The following is a 23,118-nucleotide window of genomic DNA, read 5'->3' on the forward strand; positions in this document are numbered from 1 at the left end:
TTCATCTTATCATACCTTGACTGATGAACCAATTATCTATAACCAGGATATACGGGGAATCGATGGATCCTCTTGAAACCATTCTTCATGTAAATCCTTTAAACATTGTTCATATGTGGATTGCAAGCGAAGCATGCGCTCCAATTCTTTATATTCCCTACTGGAAAACTGACCATTTGCTAAAACCTTCTTCGTATGATCAATAAAATGCACCGGAAAAAGCAATCTTGAAAATACCAGTCTTTTGCCGAATACGGATAAGGAACGTTTTCCTTCATAATTCCGCAGGGCATGACGTATGTATGGAAATGCCCTCTTGCCTTTGCGAAGGGTAAAGTAACGAAACAGTTCAGCTAGATCTCGGGCTGGGTGGTCATGGACCATCTGAAAGGGAAGAATAAATCCGCGATTAGGGAAAGGAAAAATTCGTTTCATAGCGAAAACCGGCTGATCCATCCATGTCAGACGCTGGTCCCTTTCACTTTCACTCAAAAATTGCAAGGCATTTTCCCCCAGACCGATATAATAAAAACAAGTTTCTATCCACAGCCTTTTCCACGGTTCCGTTTTGGAGGAATCCATTTGATTGATGAGGTCTTCTTTCGTTTGTTCCACCTGATCAATCATCTGTTCCCAATATTGTTTCCACTTTCCATAACGGTTGATAAATTCGGGCGTATAAGGATATGTTCTCCCCGCTTCATGAAAATGCGCAAGGAAGGAACCCATATCCTTGTATTCATCCTCCAATCGTTCCTTTGCAAAACAGATATAAATAATCTTGCCCCGTTCGACGTGAACCAAAAATGAACCGATGTCAGAGTAGACAGGAACAGCGACATGGGAAAATCCCCTTTGCTGCAAAAAACTAGTTACCATATATTGCTCATAAAGCATTTGTTCTGTGATATGCTTTCCTGATCTCACAATGATGTATCCTTCGTCCACTCTGTAGACATCCAGTTCTGGATATCGTACTTTTCCTTTAACTCGAAACGAATAATATCTCCCGAGATCTTCTATCACTCCATATCCCCCTTTTTGTATCGAGAAAAGTGGAGTAAACCACATTTCCAGTCAAATTGCCTTGAAAGATTTATATCACTTCATGGTTTATAATAGATATATATGTATTAGATGAACTTTCAATGATTAAGGGTGATGAGAAATGAAAACACTGGAAAAAAAATCGAGAGAATGGCTGGAAGAACGTGGGGTAACGGTCAAAGATATTGCTGAATTAGTATATTTCCTTCAGTCTCCTTATCATGAACACTTAACAATGGATGAATGCCTGTACAACGTAGAAAAGGTGTTAAAAAAGCGGGAAGTGCAAAACGCGATTTTAACGGGTATTCAGCTGGATATACTCGCCGAGCAAGAGATGCTCGAGGAGCCCTTGCAGACTGCTATTTCAAAAGATGAGGGATTATATGGTGTAGATGAAGTGATTGCATTATCGATTGTCAATGTGTACGGATCGATTGGCTTTACGAATTATGGCTATATTGATAAACAAAAACCTGGGATTTTAAAAGTTTTAAATGATAAATCAAACGGTTTTTGCCATACATTTTTAGATGACATTGTAGGTGCGATCGCTGCTGCTGCATCCAGCAGGCTTGCCCACAGTTATGAGGAAGAAGACGAAGAATGAAAAGTTTCTCTATAAAATTATAAAAGGCAGACCTTTTTGGGGTCTGCCGCTTTCAATTGGTCAATTAAGCCGTGTGGTGAGCCGCACAGCGGTTTGGCCCGATTTCAAGTTCAAGCTGTTCATCTTCGGTAGCTTCTTTTTCTCCGCGGTTAATCGCAATGATATCTTCAAAGTTTGGAGGAGTTTCCGTGCTTGCAGAAGCGGCTACTTTTTCAACAAATTCAGCTTCATCATGATCATTCATCATGTCATTGCGCTTGCGGATGACACCAAGGGTTTCACCGATATAACCGTCTGCATTGGATTCATCGTCATAATCTGCATAGTGGGCAGGAAGAACGACGACATCGTCAGCGATTTCAGAAATTTTGTTGTAAATGGTGTCATATAAATCTTTCGCCCATTCACGAACTTTTCCGCCAAGGTCTGGGCGTCCAAGACCGCCGACAAAGATGGTATCTCCTGAGAATAGCAGTTTGTCATTGACAAGGAATGAAACACTTCCTGGTGTATGTCCAGGTGTTTTAACGGCAAGTACTTCAAGAGTTACGTTTTCAAATTTGACAACTTCATTTTCTTCAAATGGTTCGTGATCAAACTTCGCGCCTTCACTCTTCATCAGATAGTATTTAGCACCCGTTTTTTCTGCCAGTTGCTTACCGCCGGAAATGTGGTCGGCATGAAGGTGAGAGTCACCAATATTTGTAATTTTAACACCATCTTCTTCTGCAGCTTCTAGATATACATCAATATTGCGGGCAGGATCAATAATCATCGCTTCTTTTCCAGAAACGATCATGTAAGACAGGCATCCTTTACCCATACGAATGAACTGATACACTTTCAAGTTTTCATCTTGATAAACTTTAACCTTACGCAGGTGTGCACTCCATGCTTTCATACCACCTTCAAGGTATGAAACATTGGTCCTTCCAGCTTCTTCAAGCATTTCTGCAACCATTTTAGAAGATCCTTCTTTTGCACATACAACTAATACATCTTTATTTTCTGGAATTTTGCCTAAAATAGCATCTACTCCATCAATTAAATCAAAATATGGTACGTTGATGGATTCGATATTTTCTCCTTCGATTTTCCAGTCTTTGTACTCTGAACTATTTCGCACATCAAGAATGAACAATTCATCTTTTTTCGCCACTTTTTCTGCTACCTGTGCAGCTGTTAAAGATTTCATGACACATTTCCCCCTCTTGACATATAATGTATGTTGTAATACCTATACCCCTTTGGGTATCAATCTGTTTTTAATATTAAATGATATTTTCAATACTGTCAAGAGGGAAACATTAAAAAACCTGATGACAGAGAAAACTGCTTTTTTCCCCGACTCATCAGGCTTTTTTGTGCTTTTTTATGACTTTCCGTCATTCCCAAAAGCAGACACAGGACCTAATTCATCATCTAAATATTTGCGTATTCTTCCGCTAAATGATTTGAGGGAAGGCATGTGTAACCGAAACACCTCAATGATATGGCCGTGATCAACCTCCAGATAATGGTGAACCAGCATTTTCCGAATGTTAATAACTGCTTTATAAGCATGACATTCATCCCCAGGCAAAACCTGTTCATCCACTAAAATATCTACAATATCTTCATAACTACCGGGGTCTCTCATGATAAATCCGTCAATCATCATGTTGCCAACATCAATAATAGCTTCTATGGACATCTGCGCAATCCGTTCCAGAGCTAAACTTGCTAAGTCAGTGGAAAACTCATGCTGTTCAAAAGTATCCAGCAATCCATCGAGGTATTGTAATGTTTGTTCCATTTTTTTTCTGTCAACAAAATACATCGTGACTCCCTCCGTATAATCATGGATATGTTATGCCTTTTAACATCTTATCACAGTTTTCTCCGGGAAAGAATAAACTTATATTTACGGAAAGGGAAGATCTCTGGTATGATGATAACAAATGTCATGATTGTTTCTGGAAGTGGAGGACGTTGTTATGTCAAACGAACACACGTTTTTATATGATGAGATAGAACGCGCAGAAATACGATATGTCAGTTTTATGGGAGAGGCAACCCGCTATGATCTGGCGATCATTCAAACAGACCGTTACTACGGAAAATCCATTGTACTGAATATTCAGGGCAATCGTTTTGCCATCATCGGTCAGGATGACTTGAAAGAGCCTGGCTATCTGGAACATGCCTTTAATTTATCGGAAATCGAAGCCGAGGAATTGAAAGAATTTTTAACGGAAGTGATTTAATGAACAACACCTCCTTTGTCCATACTAATGGAAAAGGAGGTTATATAATGGTGAAGAAAAACAATCGGAATCTGGGATATGATGACCTTGCCAATGCCGAAGTCCAAAGAAAATATTTAGTTCCAGAGGAATTCCCTGAAGGTCCATATGGCTCCCTGTACAATAAGGTTGAAAATGTTCGACCAAAGGAAGCTCGTGAAGGGCAACGTCATTATTCAGGTTTTAACTACGAGTATAAATCCCTCCACGAAGATTTGCCGAGACAATACCCTATCGGACATCCCACCCATGATGAACCCGATGAAGATGTGAAACCGCCTCACGATAATCAGTAATGTATTCACGGTACAGGCATACATCCTTTTGGTGTATGCCCTTAATTAACCGGTTGAACTTAAGGATGCAAAAAGATCATCAGTCGGATTTTCATGATGAACCTGAACATTTTTACGCTTTTTTATAGAACACAGATAACAAATCTTAAAAAACCCCGCCGTAATCTTTTCTGGTGGGGTTCATACATGTGTATGATGTTACTGTTCCATTTTTTTTAATACAAAATATGCACACCCGAAATTGCAATATTCATACAGGTAGTCTTCCAGGGTAGATATTTTAGTATCAAAAGTGGCCTTTGGGTTCTGATCATCATAAAAGCCCCTCATCCTTAATTGACCATATCCCCAGTCCCCTACAATAAAATCATATTTACTTAAGATATCGCTAAAGCGCTCTTTTACTTGCTCTTCCTGAAACCCGTTTTTATAATCGTACATCAGTTGATATTGTTTCCCGAACAGTTCGAACATCTTTCATCACCTCTGTCTGATTATAGTGTACCATATTTTACTTTTCCTGTTGGAGTGTAAATTCAGGCATGAGATTCAGTTTTTGATACAAGCTAATGATAAGGAGGTGGTAAGATGAAGATACTTTTAGCGATTGTAGCCTTTTCCTTTATCTTGACCGGCTGTATTGCTGAAAAGGACCTCGGGGAAGGAACAGATGCGCTGGAAGGTACCCCAATGGACAATTATAATCCCTCATCAGACAATCCGGAAAAAAGTGACCACTATACGAACCGTTATGGCTATGTGCGATATGATAAAGAGCAGTTAAACATGGATGAAGAAGAGCAACAGATTCCCGTGATGAACCGGGAATATGTGGCAAATATGATTACAAGAACGCTATTAAAAATGGAGCAGATCGGGGAAGCTGCAACACTTGTTACAGACGAGCACACATTGATTGCCTATGACATTTCGGAATCAGACTATGACAGAGAAGAAATCGCGGATATGGTCAAAAAGACGGCTGTGTCTTTTCTGCCGGCATATTACGAGATCTACATCTCAGATGCACCAAATGCCTATCAGGACCTGCAGAGTTTAAGCAACAACACTTCCGTTGAAGAAGATTCCCGCCAGACCATTGAACAAATTATTGAACGCTTTAAACAGTCTCCTCAGGGAGAACCTACTTATGGTGATGATCGCCAGGATAGTACGAACCGTATGAACAATACCGTGGATTAACCTTTTGCCATCAGCGGCATAATCCATCCGCTGATGGATTCATTTTTTTCCATTCATGTTTATCAGGCATACCCCACATAATAAACCCGAACGCCAATTATTGAGGTGAAAATATGAAGCTTTTCATGGCTAACATTCTCGCTTTCTTATTCTTTATCCCAATATCTATACAGGCAGAAAGTGACACACTAACAGATGAAAAAAAAATTGAATGGAGAATGGCGCTGTATCAAAAAGCTGAAGCTGTCACCCAGATCCCCTGGTATTATTTTGCGGCCATTGACCAATTTGAGCGGAATATCCATGAAGAAACAGCTTCAAAAACAGGAATAATTGCCATCACGATTCCTGAAGAAAAATGGATTGGCTACACAAACCCTTATCGAAAAGGGAAACAGAAAACCGGGATGGTAGAAGTTTTTGATGGAATGGGCAGAGACGGCAACGGAGATGGATTTGCAGATCCACAAAATGATGAAGATCTTTTACAGTCTATAGCCGAATGGCTCCTGCAATATGGCCATACCAGACAGGATATTAAAACCGCACTCTGGGATTATTACCAGCGTGAATTAAGTGTGCAGACGATTATGAATATCGCGAAAGTATATCAAACCTTTAACACGATTAAACTGGACGAGCATATCTTCCCTCTTCCCCTTCATGTGAACTACACCTATAAAAACACATGGGGATATCCCCGGGGGTTTGGAGGGAGAAGAATTCATGAAGGCACTGATATTTTTGCAAATTATGGGGTGCCCGTCAGAGCAACAACCTATGGCGTTATTGAGATGAAGGGATGGAATCGCTACGGAGGCTGGCGGATCGGAATCAGGGATATCCATAATATTTATCATTATTACGCCCATTTAAACGGCTATGCAGATGACCTAAAAAAAGGTCAGGTGGTCAAGCCCGGGGATGTGATCGGATATGTAGGCGCATCCGGTTACGGGCCGAAGGGAACATCTGGCAAATTTCCTCCTCACCTTCACTATGGGATGTACCGATTTAACGGGGAAAAAGAATGGTCATTTGATCCGTATCCTCATTTAAGAAAATGGGAACGGGAAACAAAAAGGAAATAGAAAAAATCGGCTTTTCGCCTGAAACTAAAGCGAAAAGCCGATTTTTTCTTATACTTTTTTATTTTTTATAACTCTCTTCCTTTTTTCATTGCAATGCTTACACAAATTCCAAATCCACCCCAGAGAAAAACGAAACCAAAAATCATCATTCCGATAGCGCCACCAGTCATGCTGATTCATCCTCCTTTACCGGGGTATTAAACTCTGGATTTTTACTTCTCAAGCTCTGGAAGTAGAAACCGAAAACAAATGCTAATACGGCTACGGCCCAACCGAGACCAATCAGATTATCAGGATAACCACCATAGTTTTCAGCAAGATCTGTGGCTATTTGTTTAATGGCCATATATCCGAGAACAGATGGAGTCAGGACAATAACAAAAAAGTTCCACCAGCCGCCAATTCTAATATCAGAAATCTGGTTATTGTACTCGCGCACTTTGTTTGTGTAGTTGAGTACCCATCCAACCACAATTGCCATAATTAATCCGGACATGGCTACCCCATAGCTGTTAATGAAGTAGTCAACCGTATCCAGCAAGTATAAGCCGGCTCCTGTAGCAAAGAATAAACTTAATAGTGTAATTAACCCTACAGAAATATTAACTGATTTTTTACGTTCAATATTGAATTTATCAGAGAATGCCGCAATAAATGTTTCAACAATTGAAATCAAAGAAGACAGACCAGCAACGATCAGTGAAAGGAAGAAGAGAATCCCAACAACTTCACCCATCGGCATTTCGTTTAAAATGGTTGGGAAAACAGCAAATGCTAATCCTACTCCTCCAGTTGCTACCTCTCCAACTTCAGAACCGCTTTGGGCTGCCATAAAACCAATTGCACTAAACACCGCTACACCGGCGATGATACTTACGCCGGAGTTTGCAAACGCGGTAATAAACGCGTTGTTGTTAATATCGGATTTTTTTGGCAGGTAGCTTGAGTAGGTAATCATAATGGCGAAAGCAATACTTAAACTGAAGAACACTTGACCATATGCCGCAATCCAGGTTTGCGCATTGGCAATACCGCTCCAGTCAGGCTGGAATAATGCGTTTAAGCCTGCAGTAGCTCCTTCAAGGGTAATTCCGCGAATTGCTATTAAAATAATAAGAATAAACAATAATGGCATAAAGAATTTGTTGGCTTTTTCAATACCTTTTTGGACACCACGAGAAAGAATAATATACACAATTACCCAGACAATCAGCATCGGTATTAATACCTTCCACTGCATTCCTCCCAGGAATGAAGGAAAATCATTAAAACCGTAAGTCGTATCACCTTGCGTAATACCTAAGTATTTATACAGGAAGGCTCCTGTATCCTCTCCCCAGCTTTGTCCTACTGCAAAGAACGTATAGGCAAATGCCCAGCCGATAATAGCTGAATAATAAATAGAAATAACAAAGGAAATAAAGGTCTGCCACCATCCAAGCCATTCAAGCCTGCCTAATTTACTAAAAGATAGTGGTGCAGATCCCCTAAGCTTGTGACCCAAGTGAAACTCAAGAATTAAAATAGGAATACCTGCTGTAATAAGTGCGAAAAAATACGGAATTAGGAATGCTCCGCCCCCGTTTTCAAACGCTGTGTAAGGGAAACGCCAGATGTTACCAAGACCAACTGCAGAACCAACAGCAGCCAGAATAAATCCGGCTCGTGTCCCCCACTGTGGACGATTGTTGTCCATAAAATATGACCTCCCTTTTTATTTCACTCCCCCATCTGAATGAAAATCAGACGGGAAAATGTTTACAATTTTTATTGTTTTCTGATAATTTTGCGGCATGTTTGTATTATACAAAGTAATTGAGCGGGTGTCAAAGGTAATATTTATACCAGGAAATTACATGTAAATAGACGAAAATAAGTAAAATTTTTACTACTTTTGCAGATCGAAAGTACTATTAAACTCCTCTCAATCAATGCCCCATACCCAGATCAAAATAATATAAAGTGGTCTCAGTCATTATTGAGATGCGGATAATATACTGGACATTCCATGCCACAAAGAGCCTGCGGCTGCTACATCCGCAATACTTTAAACCACAACTTTTACATTGCAGGTAACATATTTTCTTGAAGCTTCATTCTAGATCGAGCGGCAAAACCCATTAATTTCATGTTAAACTCAAGGATGCCTCTTGTACGGTTATGTTTTGAGTACATAAACTTCAGGTTTGTTTTTGACCATTCATTTTAGAGCGTTTTTAAAAAATAGTGGCCTCACCAGCTTAGCGATGAGGGCCACTATTTTTATTGACTGGGTTTGGTCTCGGGCATTTTTAAAAATTTTTTACTTCGCGGCCAAAACAGCGTAATCATCAATCCTGGAACTGCTTTGACTAATGGTACATGCTGAACTTTGATTTTTGTTTTTTAAGTATTTAATCCAATTTTTACAATAATCCTGAGTTCTGTACCTATGGATCTACATGCTGAAATGAATGGAAAAAAAAAGAATAAAACAAGAAAAAAGCTTTATCACTTTGGAAAAACTGCTACAGGATGGCACTTTTAATCAACCTGTTTAGTAAGATCACTGATCCTGACAATATGATCAGTGTAGCGGCAAGTGCAATGACCCATGACGCTGTCCATCCTAATATGGCATACCCGATCAGGGCAGAGATAGCTGAAAGCAATGCATATGGCAGCTGAGTTAAAACGTGATCGATATGGTTCGCACCTGCACCTGTTGAAGATAAAATGGTCGTATCTGAAATCGGTGAACAATGATCACCGAATACCGATCCGGCGAGCACCGCTGCCATCGAAGGCAACAGCATGGATACTTCTGTATTGACCGCAATGTCTCCTGCAATCGGAAGCATCATGCCAAAGGTGCCCCATGAAGTCCCAGTTGCAAAGGCCATAATCCCAGATATAACAAAAATGATCAGGGGCAGGAATGAAACATTGAAGTCCGCAGACTGTACCAGACCGGCGAGATATTCACCTGTTTCCAGCAAACCGATGACCGTACCGAGCATCCAGGCAAAAATTAAAATATAAATCGCCGGCATCATGGAGCGGATTCCAGACATCAATACTTGATGAACAGACATTTTCCTCTGTTTTTGCCGAATATACAGTAACATAGCCGTTAATACAGATAGAAGTCCTGCCACAAACAGTGAAAGATTGACATCGGTATTGCTGAAGATTGACAAAACGGTAATTGGGTCAGATGTGTTACTGATTCCTGTCCAGATCATCGTGATGACGGTTCCAGTAAGCAGCACAACAATAGGTGTAAACAAATGATGAAGCCTACCATCATTTTGATCGACAGCATCTTTTGTAACATCTTCCTGAACATTTTCCCTTGAAAAACCGATTAATGCCCCGGTCTGTTCCGCACGGTTCTCATGAATTTTCATGGGCCCCATATCGAGCTTGAAGTATACAGACAGGAAAACGAGCAGTAAAGCAGCAACAGCATAAAAATTCATGGGAATCATCTGAATAAAGGCCTCAAGTCCGCCCAAACTAGACAGCTGATGAGTTGCCAGAATACTTCCAATCAGTCCGATAATATAAGCCCCCCAGCTGGAAACCGGTGATAGAACCGTAACAGGAGCGGAAGTGGAATCAATAATATAGGCAAGTTTAGCCCTTGACACGCTATAGCGGTCGGTTAACGGCCTGGACACCTGACCTACTGCCAGGCTGTTAAAATAGTCATCAATAAAAATAATAAGCCCTAGAATAGCTGGAACAAACTGTGCTCCCTTTCTCGTCTTCACCCTGGATGAGGCCCAGTGTCCAAAGGCTACTGTTCCTCCTGATTCGGACATAAATGCCCCCATGATTCCTAAAAACAGTAAAAAGAAAAGCAAATACAGACTGCCCGTCTGAATTTCTCCTTCTACCACAAAGATTTCGGAAAAAGATATCCAGATGACGTTAAGAGCTCCAGCAGGGTTAAACCCTTCCATAAACAACGCTCCAGCAATGATTCCAGCCCCTAAAGAAAGCAACACCTTTCTTGTTACAAGGACGAGAAAAAGCATAATAAGCGGTGGAATAAGAGAAAAGACTGTTCCTTCCATGATGATTTCTCCCTTCATTTTCTGTACTTTGTTTGTGGTGTTGTACAGTCCATGATGGGCATGAAGAGACTCGTTAAATGAATCAGAGGAAAAAGTAAAGGGGTAATGATAGAGTTAACTATCATTACCCCTAAACAGGCAATCATATGTTATCCTCCATCGATCAGTAGCTCTCCATGCAAGCCATCGCTTTGCATGACAGTGTAATTCTTGTTCAGAATTACACCAGCATAGGCTGCCTGACAGCACCCCATACTTCGGCAAACAGCCCTTTCACAGACGGTCATCGTTGTCATCCTCACGTCTGTTACTCTTGCTGCATGCACCTCTACCTCATCGATTAGATAAGGTCATGCATTGTCTATACTTTTTTCACCTCTGACAATATAACATATGTCAAAAAGTTATGGCAAGCCTCCATATGGGATAGAAATGCTTGGTGAATCTCCAGAGGATGAACCACTGTAAAAATCCGGTACATCCCCGTGAATCAACCCTGAAAACACCAGTATATCTGTCTGCACCGTTGTTGTTTTGGTGGAAAAAGGAATGACAACCTGTACATTCACAGTCATTTCTATGTAAATTTCAACAAAGGCAGCATTAATGCCATATTCCGTAATATTTTGAACAATATCAGGCTGAACGTCCCCGATGAACTGGAAATAAACAGGTACTCTCGGACCTAAATTTGCAAGCAGACTATTATTCGTCGCCTGACCAAGGGGAATTTCAACAATGGAAGGGTGCTCACTGACTTCTTCCGTTTCCACCAATTCCAAATTTTCTCCCTCAACATCCAGTGAATTTTCATTTTCAAAGGTTAACTCCCCGTTTTCCAGTCTCTTCAAATAATTTTGCACCCGATAAGTGGCATTTCTTAACACTCGATTGACAACCAGAGGATCCCATCCCATCGATACGATCTCGCCGTTTTCGTCACGGACAATTTTTACAAGATCCTCATATTGCAAGTCATCCGCGAGCCGTTTACTGACCGCTTCATTCATGGCCCTCATCGCGAATTGTTTTGTTTTTGTTTCTGCGATCTCCATCAATGTGGGCTGAATGCCTCTGTTGATCAGCCAGAGACTAAAAAATAATGCGATGGCAAAAAAAACAAGCGTAACGAGGAATACTTGCCCCGCAGTTGATGGCCCTCTGATTTTTCTTTTTGTTCGTTTCACAAAAACTCCCCCTCGGTAATATGTATGCAGGCTTTCAGGGGCGTTTTACGATTATTTTTCTAATGTTTTCGTTCAAGCACAGTCCCCACCGCAATGAATACCATAGTTGTATACCTTCTCTGCGATGGAGGGAGATGCATGATTGAATACTTATCTTTGCTGGCACTGGCAGCTGTTGTAAGCCTGGATGGTTTTGGAGTGGGCGTAAGTTATGGACTGAGAAAAATAAAGATCCCCTTATCATCAATTCTGATTATTGCTGGATTAACGGCAGCAGCTATTTATATATCTATGCAGCTCGGCCAGTGGCTTTCCATATTTATGAATCAACAAACTGCGCGTCATCTAGGAGCTATAACTTTAATTTTTCTTGGCATATGGGCCATCATCAATTTTTTTCGAAACAAAGAAACAACCGAAACTTCTGTAAAAACAGTCAAGGAAGATTTTCAGAGACCTAAACAGGTCCTGAACATTGAAATTAAAACTCTTGGGCTTGTTATTCATATTTTGAAAAAACCGACCGCTGCTGATATGGATCAGTCTGGAACCATTGCTGGAATGGAGGCTGCCCTGCTCGGAATAGCCCTGTCCCTCGATGCTTTTGGAGCAGGGATCGGTGCTGCTTTAATCGGATATTCCCCGTTTTTAACTGCATTCATTGTCTCAACGATGTGTGTTTTCTTTATCGAACTTGGGTTAAAAATAGGCTTTGTTTACTCAAACACCTCGTGGGTTCGAAAACTCTCTTTTCTTCCTGGATTACTATTAATTTTGCTCGGAATTTCGAAAATATGGGTATAAACCTGTGAATACAATCGGGCGATATCAGGTCGGATGATGCTATGGGGAGAAAAGGAGAGAATAGCCAGGACGATGGGTTTCGAATTCTTTGTCGGAACCAGGACGAATGAAATCAGGAGTCATACGCTCTTTGCCGACTGAACTTCCCCTCATATAGTTCTTGTATCTGTTTGCTGAAAGACAGTGTAAACGTTTAAAGGCGATCCATGGTGGTGAATCGCCTTTCAATTTCGTTAAACTGTTTGACAATCGACAATGACGACATTTAGTTCTTTTGCTAAATCGATTTCGTACGGTTTTTCTACAGGCCGGTCATTTTCCTGAAGAATCCGTATAACTGGCCGGTCCGCTAACTGATTGTTTTGTTTCGATACAATCCCTTTTCTTCCATCACTAAGTACAACATTTAATCCATTTGGATAAACGGCAACTTTTTTGCGGAAAATTTCCACACACTTTTGGTCAAATAATGTGCCGCTACCGGCATACAGGATTTCCAGTGCTTCATGGGGCAGCTTGCTGTTTCGATATAATCGATTGGTGGTCATCGCATCAAATACATCCGCAACGGCAATTATTTTGGCATAAGGATGTATATCCTTTTCCTGAATTCCCCTCGGATATCCCGAACCATTTAAACGTTCATGATGCTGAAAAGCACAGTGTGCCACAACTAAAGGAAGACCCGATTTCTTCCTGAGGATTTCATATCCATACGTGGTATGCTTTTTCATTTCAGCAAATTCTTCATCTTTTAAATGATCTGGTTTCATCAATATATCCTGGGGAACTTCAACCTTCCCTATGTCATGTAAAATGGCCCCGATCCCGATCTCTTCCAATTTTTTCGGCGGATAACCGAGTTCCTTGGCAATCGTAAGTGAATAAATCGCTACATTCAATGAATGTGTAAATAAATAATCGTGCGTAATAAATATGTCAGACAGAAGGGAAAGAATATCCTTGTTCAATTGTATGTGATGTAAAATATTTCGTATTAGATTTTTTAAATTTTTCCCGGCACTGCTAAGTATGTATGAATGACTGGACAAAGAACTGGAATTGAGCTCATCGAATGTTTCTTTGATCGTCTGGATGGCCTGGATTTTATCTCTCTCACTGATGGGCGACTGCGGTTCAATACCCGCTGTTTCTTCATCATCTATGTAAACGTATGAAAATTCATACTCCCGTAATTTTTCAATCATCCTGGGAGTCAGAGATACGCCCTTATGTAAGAGGATTTTCCCCTTCTCGTTTAAAATCGGCCTTGCAAGCTGATCTCCATTTTTCAAATCTATAACGGATACAATTCGCATGAAATTCTCCTAACATTTTTTCGACAATTTTTTACCTTTTCCATCTAATTATACATGAAAATACCCTAAAATCCATCATTAAGCAAATCAGTTATCCCCTTTCTCCTTCATGGCTGTTCAATTGTAATTCTGTGATGATTGTGACAATCAGGAAAGATTGGAGCGGCATGGCGATCATCTGTACTCTTTGGGCGACATCGATTCACCTTTGGGTGATTAAACCGTTTCCTTTGAGTAGGCAGCCTAACCCCACGGGCTGTGAAAAGTTATCTTTCGGCAAATTACGTTACCCTTTTAGGCATTAATCCATCTTCTCTTTACGAATTTCTAAACCGTATTCTAAATGGAAAATGGCACCCCCTTTTGGAACGAAGTGTTATCTGTCCATATACGTTGTGGACATGCTTGAAGCTCAACCATAAAAAGGGTTCCGATCTCCAGAAACTGATGATCGGAACCCTTTTCTTTTTGTCCGTTATCTGTCAACTTTTATCTACAATTTTAAAAGGGCTTCCCGTCCGGTCATTCCTTCTTTCCAGCCATAATGTTCTTTTGCAGCGCGGGTTACCTTTTGAAGGGGGGCATTCAGCAGCTGTTCTATGGTACGGACACCCACTGCACGGCCAGCAATAATTTGGCGCTCTGTTTTCCCGTCGAGAATATCCACATCCAATGCTCCGCACATAATATATCCCTTATCATTGGAAATAACTAATAAATTGGTTTCAGGCAAATCCACCTGAACGACTGTGAATGGCTTGTTTTCCACCCATAACGGTTTGACATCAACCACTATGTCACGCTCCCTTCTGATACAATGTATGAGGATCATTCAGGAACGTGAACCTATTTTTATAACTTTTTCACAGCTTCTGCCAGGAGATCTCGTATAAATTCGGGCATATAATAGGTTTTTTCCTTTGCACTCGCAATCTCGGGAAGCAAACGCCCGAATGTAAAGGTATCTGCAGTCGCCAGCTCATATTTTCTCTCCGGATCAATTTCTTCTCTGTGGATCAAAACCTTTTCAATATGATCAGTTCCATCCTCATCCGTCCGAAGCTTAACATCCAGGCTAGAAAACACCATTTTGCCAATAACTTCTCCCCGAAACCCGAATCCCTTTAACGGAAATTCGATAAAGCGGCGGCTGTAAACCATCCGGATGACTTCAACGAGCTTTTCCCCTTTAATCTTTACTTTACATGGGTTCATCGGGTGCGGACAAATTCTATGTAAATCACCTCGGGTAACCACTCCTGCTGGTAACCCATCTAATAAGACACCTGCGTTTAACATCGCACAGTCTGCACCGGTCCATTCCTCAAGCTCTTCAACAAGCTTTTTCATCAGAGGAGTTTCCCTGTACCAGTCCGATGGATAGGAAACCGCAAGGCTGGCGACAGGCTCTGCTAATTTTTTCTGAGCCTTTTCGAAAATAACCTCAATTCTTTTTCTTGTTTCATGATCTTCTGCTTCTTCCGCCAGGTCATAAGCATAGGCTTCTTTCCGGACAATGGTTTGCTCCTCTGGATCCCAGTGAATCACAATTTGCCCCGCATATGCCCCAAACTTTCCTATAGCTGCTAGCAGCGTTCCGTCTACCTGTTCCCCGTTTTTAAACAGGTGATGGGTATGGCCGCCGATAATTACATCTATTTCTTTGTATTTACGGGCAATTTCTTCATCATCATTCATGCCCAGATGGGATAATAGCAGGAGCATATCACTTTGTTCCCTGACTTCATTTACATAGCGGTCAAGTACATCATAAGGAGAGGACACATGCCAGCCTACTTTCTCATAAAACAGACGAAAAGGTGCCGTTAGGCCAATGACTCCGATTCGGGTTCCTTGGTTTGTGGTCAGGATGGTGTATGGCTTTAACCATTCTGGGGCACCTTTTTCTATCGGAGAAATATTCGCACATACAGGCTGAAAATCTGCCTGATCATACAGGTGATATAAGTTTTCTTCCGGAAGAGTTATCCCTTCATTATTTCCCAGGGTTACACAATGATATCCCGCCCGATTTAACAGATCTACGTTTGATTCACCTAAAAAAGCTTCACTTATGGGATGAACCCGATCCATATGATCCCCATTATCAAGCAAAAAATAGGATTCTTCCCTTCTTTCATGGTTTTCTTTTTTGCGCTGAAAATAATGGACCATTTTCGGCCAGTTTTCGAAATGACTGTGTAGGTCGCTAGAAAAATAAATAAAAATTTTTTCCGTCATATACACATTCTCCTCACATGAATCCATTCCAGATCAATCGAATTCCAATCATAACAAGTAATACGCTAAACAAGATTTCAATTGTATCCCCTTTTAACCTGTGATTCATTTTTGCTCCAGCTACACCGCCAATCCAGGCGCCCGGAAGAAAAAAGAGAACATGTTCCCAGAAAATATGCCCCAGAGATATATGGGCAAGGGTCCCTATAGAGCTGGAAATCAGAATGATAAACATGGTAGTGGCCACAGCAATATGAATCGGAAATCCAAAAATCAGCACCATGACCGGTACCATCAGAGACCCACCCCCTATTCCGAATAAACCGGAAACGACTCCGACGACAAAAGCAATTCCCATAGCAGGAACAGGTGAAAACGAATATGTATAGGTTTCCCCTTTTACGTGGAATGTACGTTTGACTCCCTTTTTTTTCTGGATATCCGTGCGTTCAGGAATGTTTGTGCGTACAGAAAACATAAATGAAATTAAAATCATCAGCACACCAAAATAGATATAAAATTCGTTTCCGTCCATCAATCGGTTTACATAAACGCCTGTTAAACTTCCTGGAATGCCCGCTAGTAAAAACATCATCCCTGTCTTGATATCTACTGTTTTTTGTTTGAAATATGTCAGTGTTGAGGAAAGAGCTGTAATCACCATTACGGCAAGGGACATGCCGACTACTGTCTGGGGATTAACCCAGCTAAACTGGGGATGAAACTTTGAAAGAAACAGCATGGAAGGAATAAAAATCATTCCCCCGCCAAGCCCAGCGATACTGCCAATACATGCGGTGAAAAAGCCGATCAGAAACATATATCCAACGATCATGGGTATAACCTTCTTCGCTTCAAAATGATGATCAAAAAACATGAAAAAGATAATGGATCATGTCTTTCATTGTACTGAACCCCTCCCAGAAATAAAAGCAGGGATAGAAGAAACCCTTGCTGGCAGGCAGCAAGGGTTTCTTTCTCTATAGGGAAGGATCTCCATTCAAATGTTTCATTATCCAATGGATCCTTCCATTTCAAACTTAATCAAACGGTTCATTTCAACCGCATATTCCATTGGCAGTTCTTTTGTAAACGGCTCAATAAAGCCCATCACGATCATTTCTGTTGCTTCTTCTTCAGAAATACCGCGACTCATGAGGTAGAACAGTTGCTCCTCTGATACTTTGGAAACTTTCGCCTCATGCTCCAGTGAAATGTTTTCATTAAAGATCTCGTTGTATGGGATCGTATCGGATGTTGATTCGTTGTCGAGAATCAGCGTGTCACACTCTACGTTGGAACGGGCTCCATCGGCTTTGCGGCTAAAGTGGACAATTCCCCGGTACGTTACTTTACCGCCCTGTTTGGAAATGGATTTCGAAACAATGGTTGATGACGTATTAGGAGCCAGGTGAAGCATTTTCGCACCTGCATCCTGATGCTGACCTTTGCCGGCAAGGGCGATGGACAGGGTATTGCCTCGTGCACCTTCACCTTTCAAAATGACCGCTGGATATTTCATGGTCAGTTTGGAACCAATGTTTCCGTCAATCCATTCCATCGTTGCATTTTCATGGGCTTCTGCCCGTTTGGTTACCAGGTTGTAAACGTTGTTTGCCCAGTTCTGGATAGTCGTATAACGGCAGTAGCCATCTTTTTTAACAAAAATCTCAACGACGGCACTGTGCAGGGAATTCGTCGTATAAACCGGTGCTGTACATCCCTCAACATAGTGTACAGAAGCCCCTTCGTCCACGATAATCAGTGTCCGTTCAAACTGTCCCATATTTTCTGAGTTAATACGGAAGTACGCCTGAAGCGGTGTTTCTGCTTTAACGCCCTTTGGAACATATATGAATGAACCGCCGGACCATACAGCAGAGTTTAATGCTGCAAATTTGTTATCAGATGGCGGTACGAGTTTTCCAAAATATTGTTTAAACAGTTCTTCGTTTTCCTTTAGGGCCGTATCTGTATCTTTAAACACGATACCCAGCTTTTCCAGATCCTCTTTCATGTTGTGGTATACCACTTCAGATTCATATTGAGCAGATACGCCGGCCAGATATTTTTGTTCCGCCTCTGGAATACCGAGTTTATCAAAGGTCCGTTTAATTTCCTCTGGTACTTCATCCCATGAACGGCTGGAACGTTCAGAAGGTTTGACGTAGTACGTAATATCATCAAAATTTAATTCGGATAAGTCTCCTCCCCACTGGGGCATCGGCATTTTATAAAACTGTTTCAGGGCTTTCAGACGAAACTCAAGCATCCACTCCGGTTCTTCTTTCTGTTTAGAGATCTCACGGACAATATTTTCCGTCAGCCCCCGCTCTGTGCGGAAGATGGAAACATCACGTTCGCGAAAGCCGTATTTGTACTCACCAATTTCCGGTGCTTTTTTCGCCATGATCGAAACAACCTCCTTTAAAGGTATTGGAGTAATTTTACTCCTCTTTTTGATCTTCCTGAACTCCCTTTTCCATGGCTTTCCATGCAAGGGTGGCACATTTAATGCGTGCCGGGAATTTGGATACTCCCTGTAAAGCTACAATATCACCAAGTTCTATTTCATCGGCATCGATTTCTTTTCCCTGAACCATATCCGAAAACATTTTTGACATTTCCAGTGCTTCCTCAACAGTTTTCCCTTTGATCGCCTGTGTCATCATTGATGCAGAGGACATGCTGATGGAACAGCCTTCTCCTTCAAACTTAGCGTCCGCTACTTTCCCATCTTCTATTTTCATTTGTAGATGAATGCTGTCCCCGCAGGTAGGATTGTTCATATCAATGGTCAGCGAATCATCGCCTTCCAAAGTCCCGCGGTTTCGGGGGTTTTTATAATGGTCCATAATGACTTGCCGGTATAATGTTTCCAGATTATCAAAAGACATCGCCAAAAAACTCCTTTGTTTTTCTTAGTGCTACTACCAGTTTATCAATGTCTTCTTCAGAATTGTACAGATAAAAACTGGCGCGTGCAGTCGATGATACATTTAACCAGCGCATCAATGGCTGAGCACAATGATGACCGGCACGAATGGCAATTCCTTCTGAATCAAGGGCAGTGGATACATCATGGGCATGAATTTCATCCAGGTTAAAGGTGACAAGACCGCCCCGTTCTTCTGGACCATAGATCTGAATCCCGTCAATCGTTTTTAACTGATCCATCGCATAGCGGGTGAGTTCTTTTTCATGTCTGGAAATTTCATCAAGCCCGATATCCTCCAGAAAATCGATGGCCGTTCCCAATCCAATGGCTCCTGCAATAATCGGAGTTCCGCCTTCAAATTTCCACGGCAGTTCTTTCCAGGTGGAGTCATACATTTCCACGAAATCAATCATTTCTCCGCCAAATTCCACCGGCTCCATTTCTTCCAGAACCTTCTCTTTCCCGTATAGAACACCCACACCTGTTGGGCCGCACATCTTGTGTCCGGAGAATGTAAAGAAGTCACAGCCTAAATCCCGGACATCGATTTTCATGTGAGGCGTACTCTGTGCTCCGTCTACCACGACTACGGCGCCTTTCCTGTGGGCAATATCCGATATTTCCTTGATCGGATTGATGGTGCCGAGAACATTGGAAACATGTGTGATGGCAACAATTTTTGTATTTTCGGTAATCATTTTCTTCGCATCTTCCAATGTAATGGTTCCATCCTGCTGCAACGGGATATATTTTAATTCTGCACCGGTAGCCTTTGCTGCCTGCTGCCACGGAATAATATTACTGTGGTGCTCCATCGGGGTAATCACGATTTCATCGCCTTCTTTCAATCGATGGCGCGCGTAACCATAAGCAATCATATTAATCGAAGTGGTTGTTCCTCTTGTAAAAATGACTTCCTTTGTGCTTCTGGCGTTGATGAATTTACGAACCTTTTCTCTTGATCCTTCATATTCATCTGTCGCTCTGGTCCCGAGGGTATGAACGCCACGATGCACATTCGAATTGTATCCCCGGTAATATTCATCCAGTTTTTCCAGAACCGGTATCGGTTTCTGAGACGTGGCAGCACTGTCCAGGTAGACCAGTGGATGACCGTTGACTTCCTGGTTTAATACTGGAAACAGTTGTTTGAGTTCTTTAACATCCATTAATGAACTTTCCCTTCGATGACCTGTGTTAATTGCTCCTTCACTGCTTCGATTGGAATCTCCCTGACCACAGGAGCAAGGAAACCATGAATAATCAATCGTTCCGCTTCTTTTTGTGTAATGCCCCGGCTCATGAGGTAGTACAGCTGAATAGGATCTACCCGGCCAACAGAAGCAGCGTGGCCTGCCGTCACATCATCTTCATCGATTAACAAAATTGGATTGGCGTCTCCGCGGGCTCCGCTGGACAGCATGAGAACACGAGATTCCTGTTCAGCATTAGACTTGGATGCTCCGTGTTCGATTTTGCCAATCCCGTTAAAAATGGAACTTGCCTGATCTTTCATGACACCATGCTGCAAGATATATCCTTCTGAATGTTTTCCATAATGCACAATTTTTGCAACAAAATTCTGGCTCTGAGAACCTCTTCCTACTGAAACGGATTTCGCATCAGCATAAGAATTGTCTCCCATTAAGTTTGTGAGATTTTCGGAAATTGTATTCCCGTCATTCATCTGCCCGAGCGCCCATTCAATTTTTGCATCCCGATAGGCTACGCCTCGACGGTTCACATAGGCAGTTGTTCCCCTGGCAAAATTGTCTACTGCACCATAGGAAACCCTCGCCTGATCATTGGCGATGACTTCACTCACAATATTAGCAACGGATTCTTTTTCTGTATTGTGGGAAATATAATTTTCTACATAGGTTACCTGGCTTCCTGTATCGGCCACTAAAAGCACATGGTTATACAAAGCCGCTTCGTCATCTTCCTGCCAGAAAATCACCTGAATCGGCTCTTCTATCACAACATTTTTTGGCACATAAAGGAAAACTCCGCCGTTCAACAATGCTGCATGAAGAGCAGTTAAACGGTTTTCATGAACTTTAACCGCATCTTTCATATAATATTTTTCCACCAGATCGCTGTGTTCTTTTACGGCGGTTAATAGATCTGTAAAAATGACGCCTTTTTTCTTCAAATCTTCGGACAGCGACTGATAGGCTATAGTGTGATTTCGTTGAATGATTAGATTTTTACCTGTTTTCCCCTGGTCAACAAATACACGTATCTTTTCGGGAAGTTCATCGAGTGATGCGATTTCTTCCCCTTTTACATCATGTTTAAATTGGGTGAAATTCCAGTTATTGATCCGGGTTTTTTCCGGTTTTGGCATTGGAAGCGTTTCAGCTTCTTCCAGTGCTTTCAGACGCAGATTTTTCATCCATTCAGGTTCTCCACGCCCATCTGTATATTGACTGACATATTGACGGTCATATGGTAGTTGTGTTTCTACGGTCATGATACCCCTCCTATCTGATTACGCTTCCTGTCCTACAGTTTCATCTTCAATGCCAAGTTCTTTCTTAATCCAGTCATAACCTTCCGCTTCAAGTCGTTCAGCCAGCTCAGGACCTCCTGATTTGACAATGCGTCCCTGCATCATGACATGCACATGGTCTGGCGTAATATAATTTAACAGGCGCTGATAGTGAGTAATGATCAGACAGCCAAACTCATCGCTGCGCATCTGATTGATACCTTTAGAAACTACTTTCAAGGCGTCAATGTCCAGACCAGAATCGATTTCGTCCAAAATGGCAATAGCCGGTTTCAACATCATCAATTGCAAAATTTCATTTCGCTTTTTCTCCCCGCCGGAAAAACCTTCATTTAAATAGCGTTGAGCCATATTTTTATCCATTTCCAGAAGATCCATCGTCGCATCCATCTCTTTAATAAACTGCATAAGCGGAATCTCATTTCCTTCTCCGCGCTTTGCATTGATGGAAGAGCGCAAAAAGTCGGAGTTTGTCACGCCGCTGATCTCACTCGGATATTGCATAGCCAAAAACAGACCAGCACGGGCACGTTCGTCCACTTCCATCTCCAGCACATCTTCACCGTCTAAGATGATGCTGCCTTTTGTAATCTCATATTTCGGATGTCCCATAATCGCAGATGCCAGTGTGGATTTACCTGTACCGTTTGGACCCATGACAGCGTGAAATTCGCCGCCCTTTATCGTAAGGTTTACCCCTTTTAAAATCTCCTGACCTTCAATTTCTACGTGTAAATCTTTAATTTCTAAAGTTGATCCTGCCATATTTTAATACCTCCAATTCATATATTTCATTTCGTTCATTCTCAATCTATTCTCATTACAATCTTATAACATTTCGTATGTATATTCAACTTTTAAAGGTAATTAAAATCCGCTTTAAGACTATTTTTGCACTACGATGATAGTAATAACACAAAAACCGTGCATTATTTGGCTAGTGTCTGCAAAGATCACATCATTTATTATAAACAAACTATAGCCGAGATGCATGTGAATTCTTAAGGAAAAGTGAAAGCAAAAAGCAGAACTTCCTTAACCCCCATATGTGAAATGCTCGCTAAGGAACATCGCTAACCGCCCAGGTTTGAAAGGCTATGGCCCAAGGAACATTTCTAACCGCCCAAATTGAAAGTGTTATGGCCCAAGGAACATTTCTAACCGCCCATATGTCGACTAGTGCCTGCTGCTCCGTGGATAAAAAGAAACTTTTGTATCACCCTAAAAAGTCCACCCGTCTTCTTTTACCAGCAAAAAACGATAGGGCTGTCACAAAGACGATCAATCGCCTCCGAGACAGCCCCCATTCTCACTTTATTGATTTTTATTTGAATGTTACCGGTGTACTAGTCGATCAACTTCCGCTACAATTCGTCGGCTTTTAAGGTAATCCTGATCTCTGCGTTTTTCTACCAGCAATCGTTTTTCCAGTCTCCTGCTGTATTCCTCATATCCGATCCCATGTGACTGATGCATCGCTTTTTCCATATCACTTGTGTAATTTAAGTTTAGTGAGTGAAT

General features: G+C 41.5%; 24 protein-coding genes and 1 riboswitch. Of the genes, 6 read left to right on the forward strand and 18 right to left on the reverse strand.

Annotated elements, in window-relative coordinates:
- Positions 1-36: 36 nt before the first annotated feature.
- Entirely contained in the window at positions 37-1,026 is a 990-nt protein-coding gene (locus EDD68_RS11940; RefSeq protein WP_132372518.1) for a protein kinase family protein, read from the reverse strand.
- A 142-nt stretch (positions 1,027-1,168) separates the two neighbouring features.
- On the opposite strand from EDD68_RS11940, the gene EDD68_RS11945 reads away from it, so the two are divergent.
- Positions 1,169-1,657 carry a phosphatidylglycerophosphatase A family protein gene (locus tag EDD68_RS11945; RefSeq protein ID WP_132372519.1) on the forward strand — a complete coding sequence of 163 codons (489 nt, stop codon included), beginning with the start codon at positions 1,169-1,171 and terminating at the stop codon, positions 1,655-1,657.
- A 64-nt stretch (positions 1,658-1,721) separates the two neighbouring features.
- On the opposite strand, the gene EDD68_RS11950 is transcribed toward EDD68_RS11945, so the two are convergent.
- Positions 1,722-2,852 carry an MBL fold metallo-hydrolase gene (locus tag EDD68_RS11950; protein ID WP_132372520.1) on the reverse strand — a complete coding sequence of 377 codons (1,131 nt, stop codon included), beginning with the start codon at positions 2,850-2,852 and terminating at the stop codon, positions 1,722-1,724.
- Positions 2,853-3,029: 177 nt separating this feature from the next.
- Positions 3,030-3,476, reverse strand: a complete 447-nt coding sequence (locus EDD68_RS11955) for a DUF86 domain-containing protein (protein WP_132372521.1) — start codon at positions 3,474-3,476, stop codon at positions 3,030-3,032.
- 157 nt (positions 3,477-3,633) lie between these two features.
- Between EDD68_RS11955 and EDD68_RS11960 the strand changes: the two genes are divergently transcribed.
- Positions 3,634-3,903 (forward strand): DUF3055 domain-containing protein, encoded by a 270-nt coding sequence (locus EDD68_RS11960; RefSeq protein WP_132372522.1) that lies wholly within the window; start codon positions 3,634-3,636, stop codon positions 3,901-3,903.
- Positions 3,904-3,953: 50 nt separating this feature from the next.
- Positions 3,954-4,238: a cytosolic protein gene (locus EDD68_RS11965; RefSeq protein ID WP_243646858.1), complete on the forward strand. Its 285-nt coding sequence runs from the start codon at positions 3,954-3,956 to the stop codon at positions 4,236-4,238.
- A gap of 198 nt (positions 4,239-4,436) precedes the next feature.
- Here the strand turns inward: EDD68_RS11965 and EDD68_RS11970 are convergent, their stop codons facing one another.
- The gene (locus EDD68_RS11970) at positions 4,437-4,712 is read right to left on the reverse strand and encodes a YutD family protein (RefSeq protein ID WP_132372524.1); all 276 of its coding nucleotides are present in this window, start codon (positions 4,710-4,712) and stop codon (positions 4,437-4,439) included.
- Between the two features lie 114 nt (positions 4,713-4,826).
- Between EDD68_RS11970 and EDD68_RS11975 the strand changes: the two genes are divergently transcribed.
- Positions 4,827-5,441 (forward strand): YhcN/YlaJ family sporulation lipoprotein, encoded by a 615-nt coding sequence (locus EDD68_RS11975; protein ID WP_132372525.1) that lies wholly within the window; start codon positions 4,827-4,829, stop codon positions 5,439-5,441.
- Between the two features lie 113 nt (positions 5,442-5,554).
- Positions 5,555-6,532, forward strand: a complete 978-nt coding sequence (locus EDD68_RS11980) for a M23 family metallopeptidase (RefSeq protein ID WP_132372526.1) — start codon at positions 5,555-5,557, stop codon at positions 6,530-6,532.
- A 65-nt stretch (positions 6,533-6,597) separates the two neighbouring features.
- Here EDD68_RS11980 and EDD68_RS11985 read toward each other — a convergent pair whose 3' ends face one another.
- From EDD68_RS11985 to yunB, 4 genes are all read right to left on the reverse strand, one after another.
- Entirely contained in the window at positions 6,598-6,702 is a 105-nt protein-coding gene (locus EDD68_RS11985) for a MetS family NSS transporter small subunit (protein WP_132372527.1), read from the reverse strand.
- The gene (locus tag EDD68_RS11990; RefSeq protein WP_132372528.1) at positions 6,699-8,228 is read right to left on the reverse strand and encodes a sodium-dependent transporter; all 1,530 of its coding nucleotides are present in this window, start codon (positions 8,226-8,228) and stop codon (positions 6,699-6,701) included. Before EDD68_RS11990 ends, EDD68_RS11985 begins: the two co-directional genes overlap by 4 nt.
- 811 nt (positions 8,229-9,039) lie before the next feature.
- On the reverse strand, positions 9,040-10,593 hold the full coding sequence (locus tag EDD68_RS11995; RefSeq protein WP_132372529.1) for a Na+/H+ antiporter NhaC family protein: 1,554 nt from the start codon (positions 10,591-10,593) through the stop codon (positions 9,040-9,042).
- Between the two features lie 159 nt (positions 10,594-10,752).
- Positions 10,753-10,932: riboswitch (Lysine riboswitch) on the reverse strand.
- Positions 10,933-10,997: 65 nt separating this feature from the next.
- Positions 10,998-11,780 carry a sporulation protein YunB gene (gene yunB, locus EDD68_RS12000; protein ID WP_132372530.1) on the reverse strand — a complete coding sequence of 261 codons (783 nt, stop codon included), beginning with the start codon at positions 11,778-11,780 and terminating at the stop codon, positions 10,998-11,000.
- A gap of 138 nt (positions 11,781-11,918) precedes the next feature.
- On the opposite strand from yunB, the gene ytaF reads away from it, so the two are divergent.
- On the forward strand, positions 11,919-12,584 hold the full coding sequence (gene ytaF, locus EDD68_RS12005; protein ID WP_132372531.1) for a sporulation membrane protein YtaF: 666 nt from the start codon (positions 11,919-11,921) through the stop codon (positions 12,582-12,584).
- Positions 12,585-12,817: 233 nt separating this feature from the next.
- Here ytaF and EDD68_RS12010 read toward each other — a convergent pair whose 3' ends face one another.
- From EDD68_RS12010 to EDD68_RS15310, 10 genes are all read right to left on the reverse strand, one after another.
- Positions 12,818-13,903, reverse strand: coding sequence for an HD-GYP domain-containing protein (locus EDD68_RS12010; protein WP_132372532.1), 1,086 nt, complete (start codon positions 13,901-13,903; stop codon positions 12,818-12,820).
- Between the two features lie 493 nt (positions 13,904-14,396).
- Positions 14,397-14,696: a YunC family protein gene (locus EDD68_RS12015; RefSeq protein WP_132372564.1), complete on the reverse strand. Its 300-nt coding sequence runs from the start codon at positions 14,694-14,696 to the stop codon at positions 14,397-14,399.
- 59 nt (positions 14,697-14,755) lie between these two features.
- Complete coding sequence (locus tag EDD68_RS12020; RefSeq protein WP_132372533.1) at positions 14,756-16,144, reverse strand: bifunctional metallophosphatase/5'-nucleotidase; 1,389 nt, start codon at positions 16,142-16,144, stop codon at positions 14,756-14,758.
- A gap of 13 nt (positions 16,145-16,157) precedes the next feature.
- Positions 16,158-16,979: a sulfite exporter TauE/SafE family protein gene (locus tag EDD68_RS12025; RefSeq protein ID WP_132372534.1), complete on the reverse strand. Its 822-nt coding sequence runs from the start codon at positions 16,977-16,979 to the stop codon at positions 16,158-16,160.
- A 177-nt stretch (positions 16,980-17,156) separates the two neighbouring features.
- Positions 17,157-18,554: a Fe-S cluster assembly protein SufB gene (sufB, locus tag EDD68_RS12030; RefSeq protein ID WP_132372535.1), complete on the reverse strand. Its 1,398-nt coding sequence runs from the start codon at positions 18,552-18,554 to the stop codon at positions 17,157-17,159.
- A gap of 37 nt (positions 18,555-18,591) precedes the next feature.
- Positions 18,592-19,041 carry a Fe-S cluster assembly sulfur transfer protein SufU gene (sufU, locus tag EDD68_RS12035; protein WP_132372536.1) on the reverse strand — a complete coding sequence of 150 codons (450 nt, stop codon included), beginning with the start codon at positions 19,039-19,041 and terminating at the stop codon, positions 18,592-18,594.
- Positions 19,031-20,251 carry a cysteine desulfurase gene (locus EDD68_RS12040; RefSeq protein WP_132372537.1) on the reverse strand — a complete coding sequence of 407 codons (1,221 nt, stop codon included), beginning with the start codon at positions 20,249-20,251 and terminating at the stop codon, positions 19,031-19,033. Before EDD68_RS12040 ends, sufU begins: the two co-directional genes overlap by 11 nt.
- The gene (sufD, locus tag EDD68_RS12045; RefSeq protein ID WP_132372538.1) at positions 20,251-21,558 is read right to left on the reverse strand and encodes a Fe-S cluster assembly protein SufD; all 1,308 of its coding nucleotides are present in this window, start codon (positions 21,556-21,558) and stop codon (positions 20,251-20,253) included. The genes EDD68_RS12040 and sufD overlap by 1 nt, the downstream gene beginning before the upstream one ends.
- 18 nt (positions 21,559-21,576) lie before the next feature.
- Positions 21,577-22,362, reverse strand: a complete 786-nt coding sequence (gene sufC / locus EDD68_RS12050; RefSeq protein ID WP_132372539.1) for a Fe-S cluster assembly ATPase SufC — start codon at positions 22,360-22,362, stop codon at positions 21,577-21,579.
- A gap of 570 nt (positions 22,363-22,932) precedes the next feature.
- A complete protein-coding gene (locus tag EDD68_RS15310) occupies positions 22,933-23,073 on the reverse strand; it encodes a YuzK family famiily protein (RefSeq protein WP_165902170.1) in 141 nt (46 codons plus the stop codon).
- Between the last annotated feature and the right edge of the window lie 45 nt (positions 23,074-23,118).

It is taken from the genome of Melghiribacillus thermohalophilus (assembly GCF_004342905.1).
Classification (GTDB): Bacteria; Bacillota; Bacilli; order Bacillales; family Alkalibacillaceae; genus Melghiribacillus; species Melghiribacillus thermohalophilus.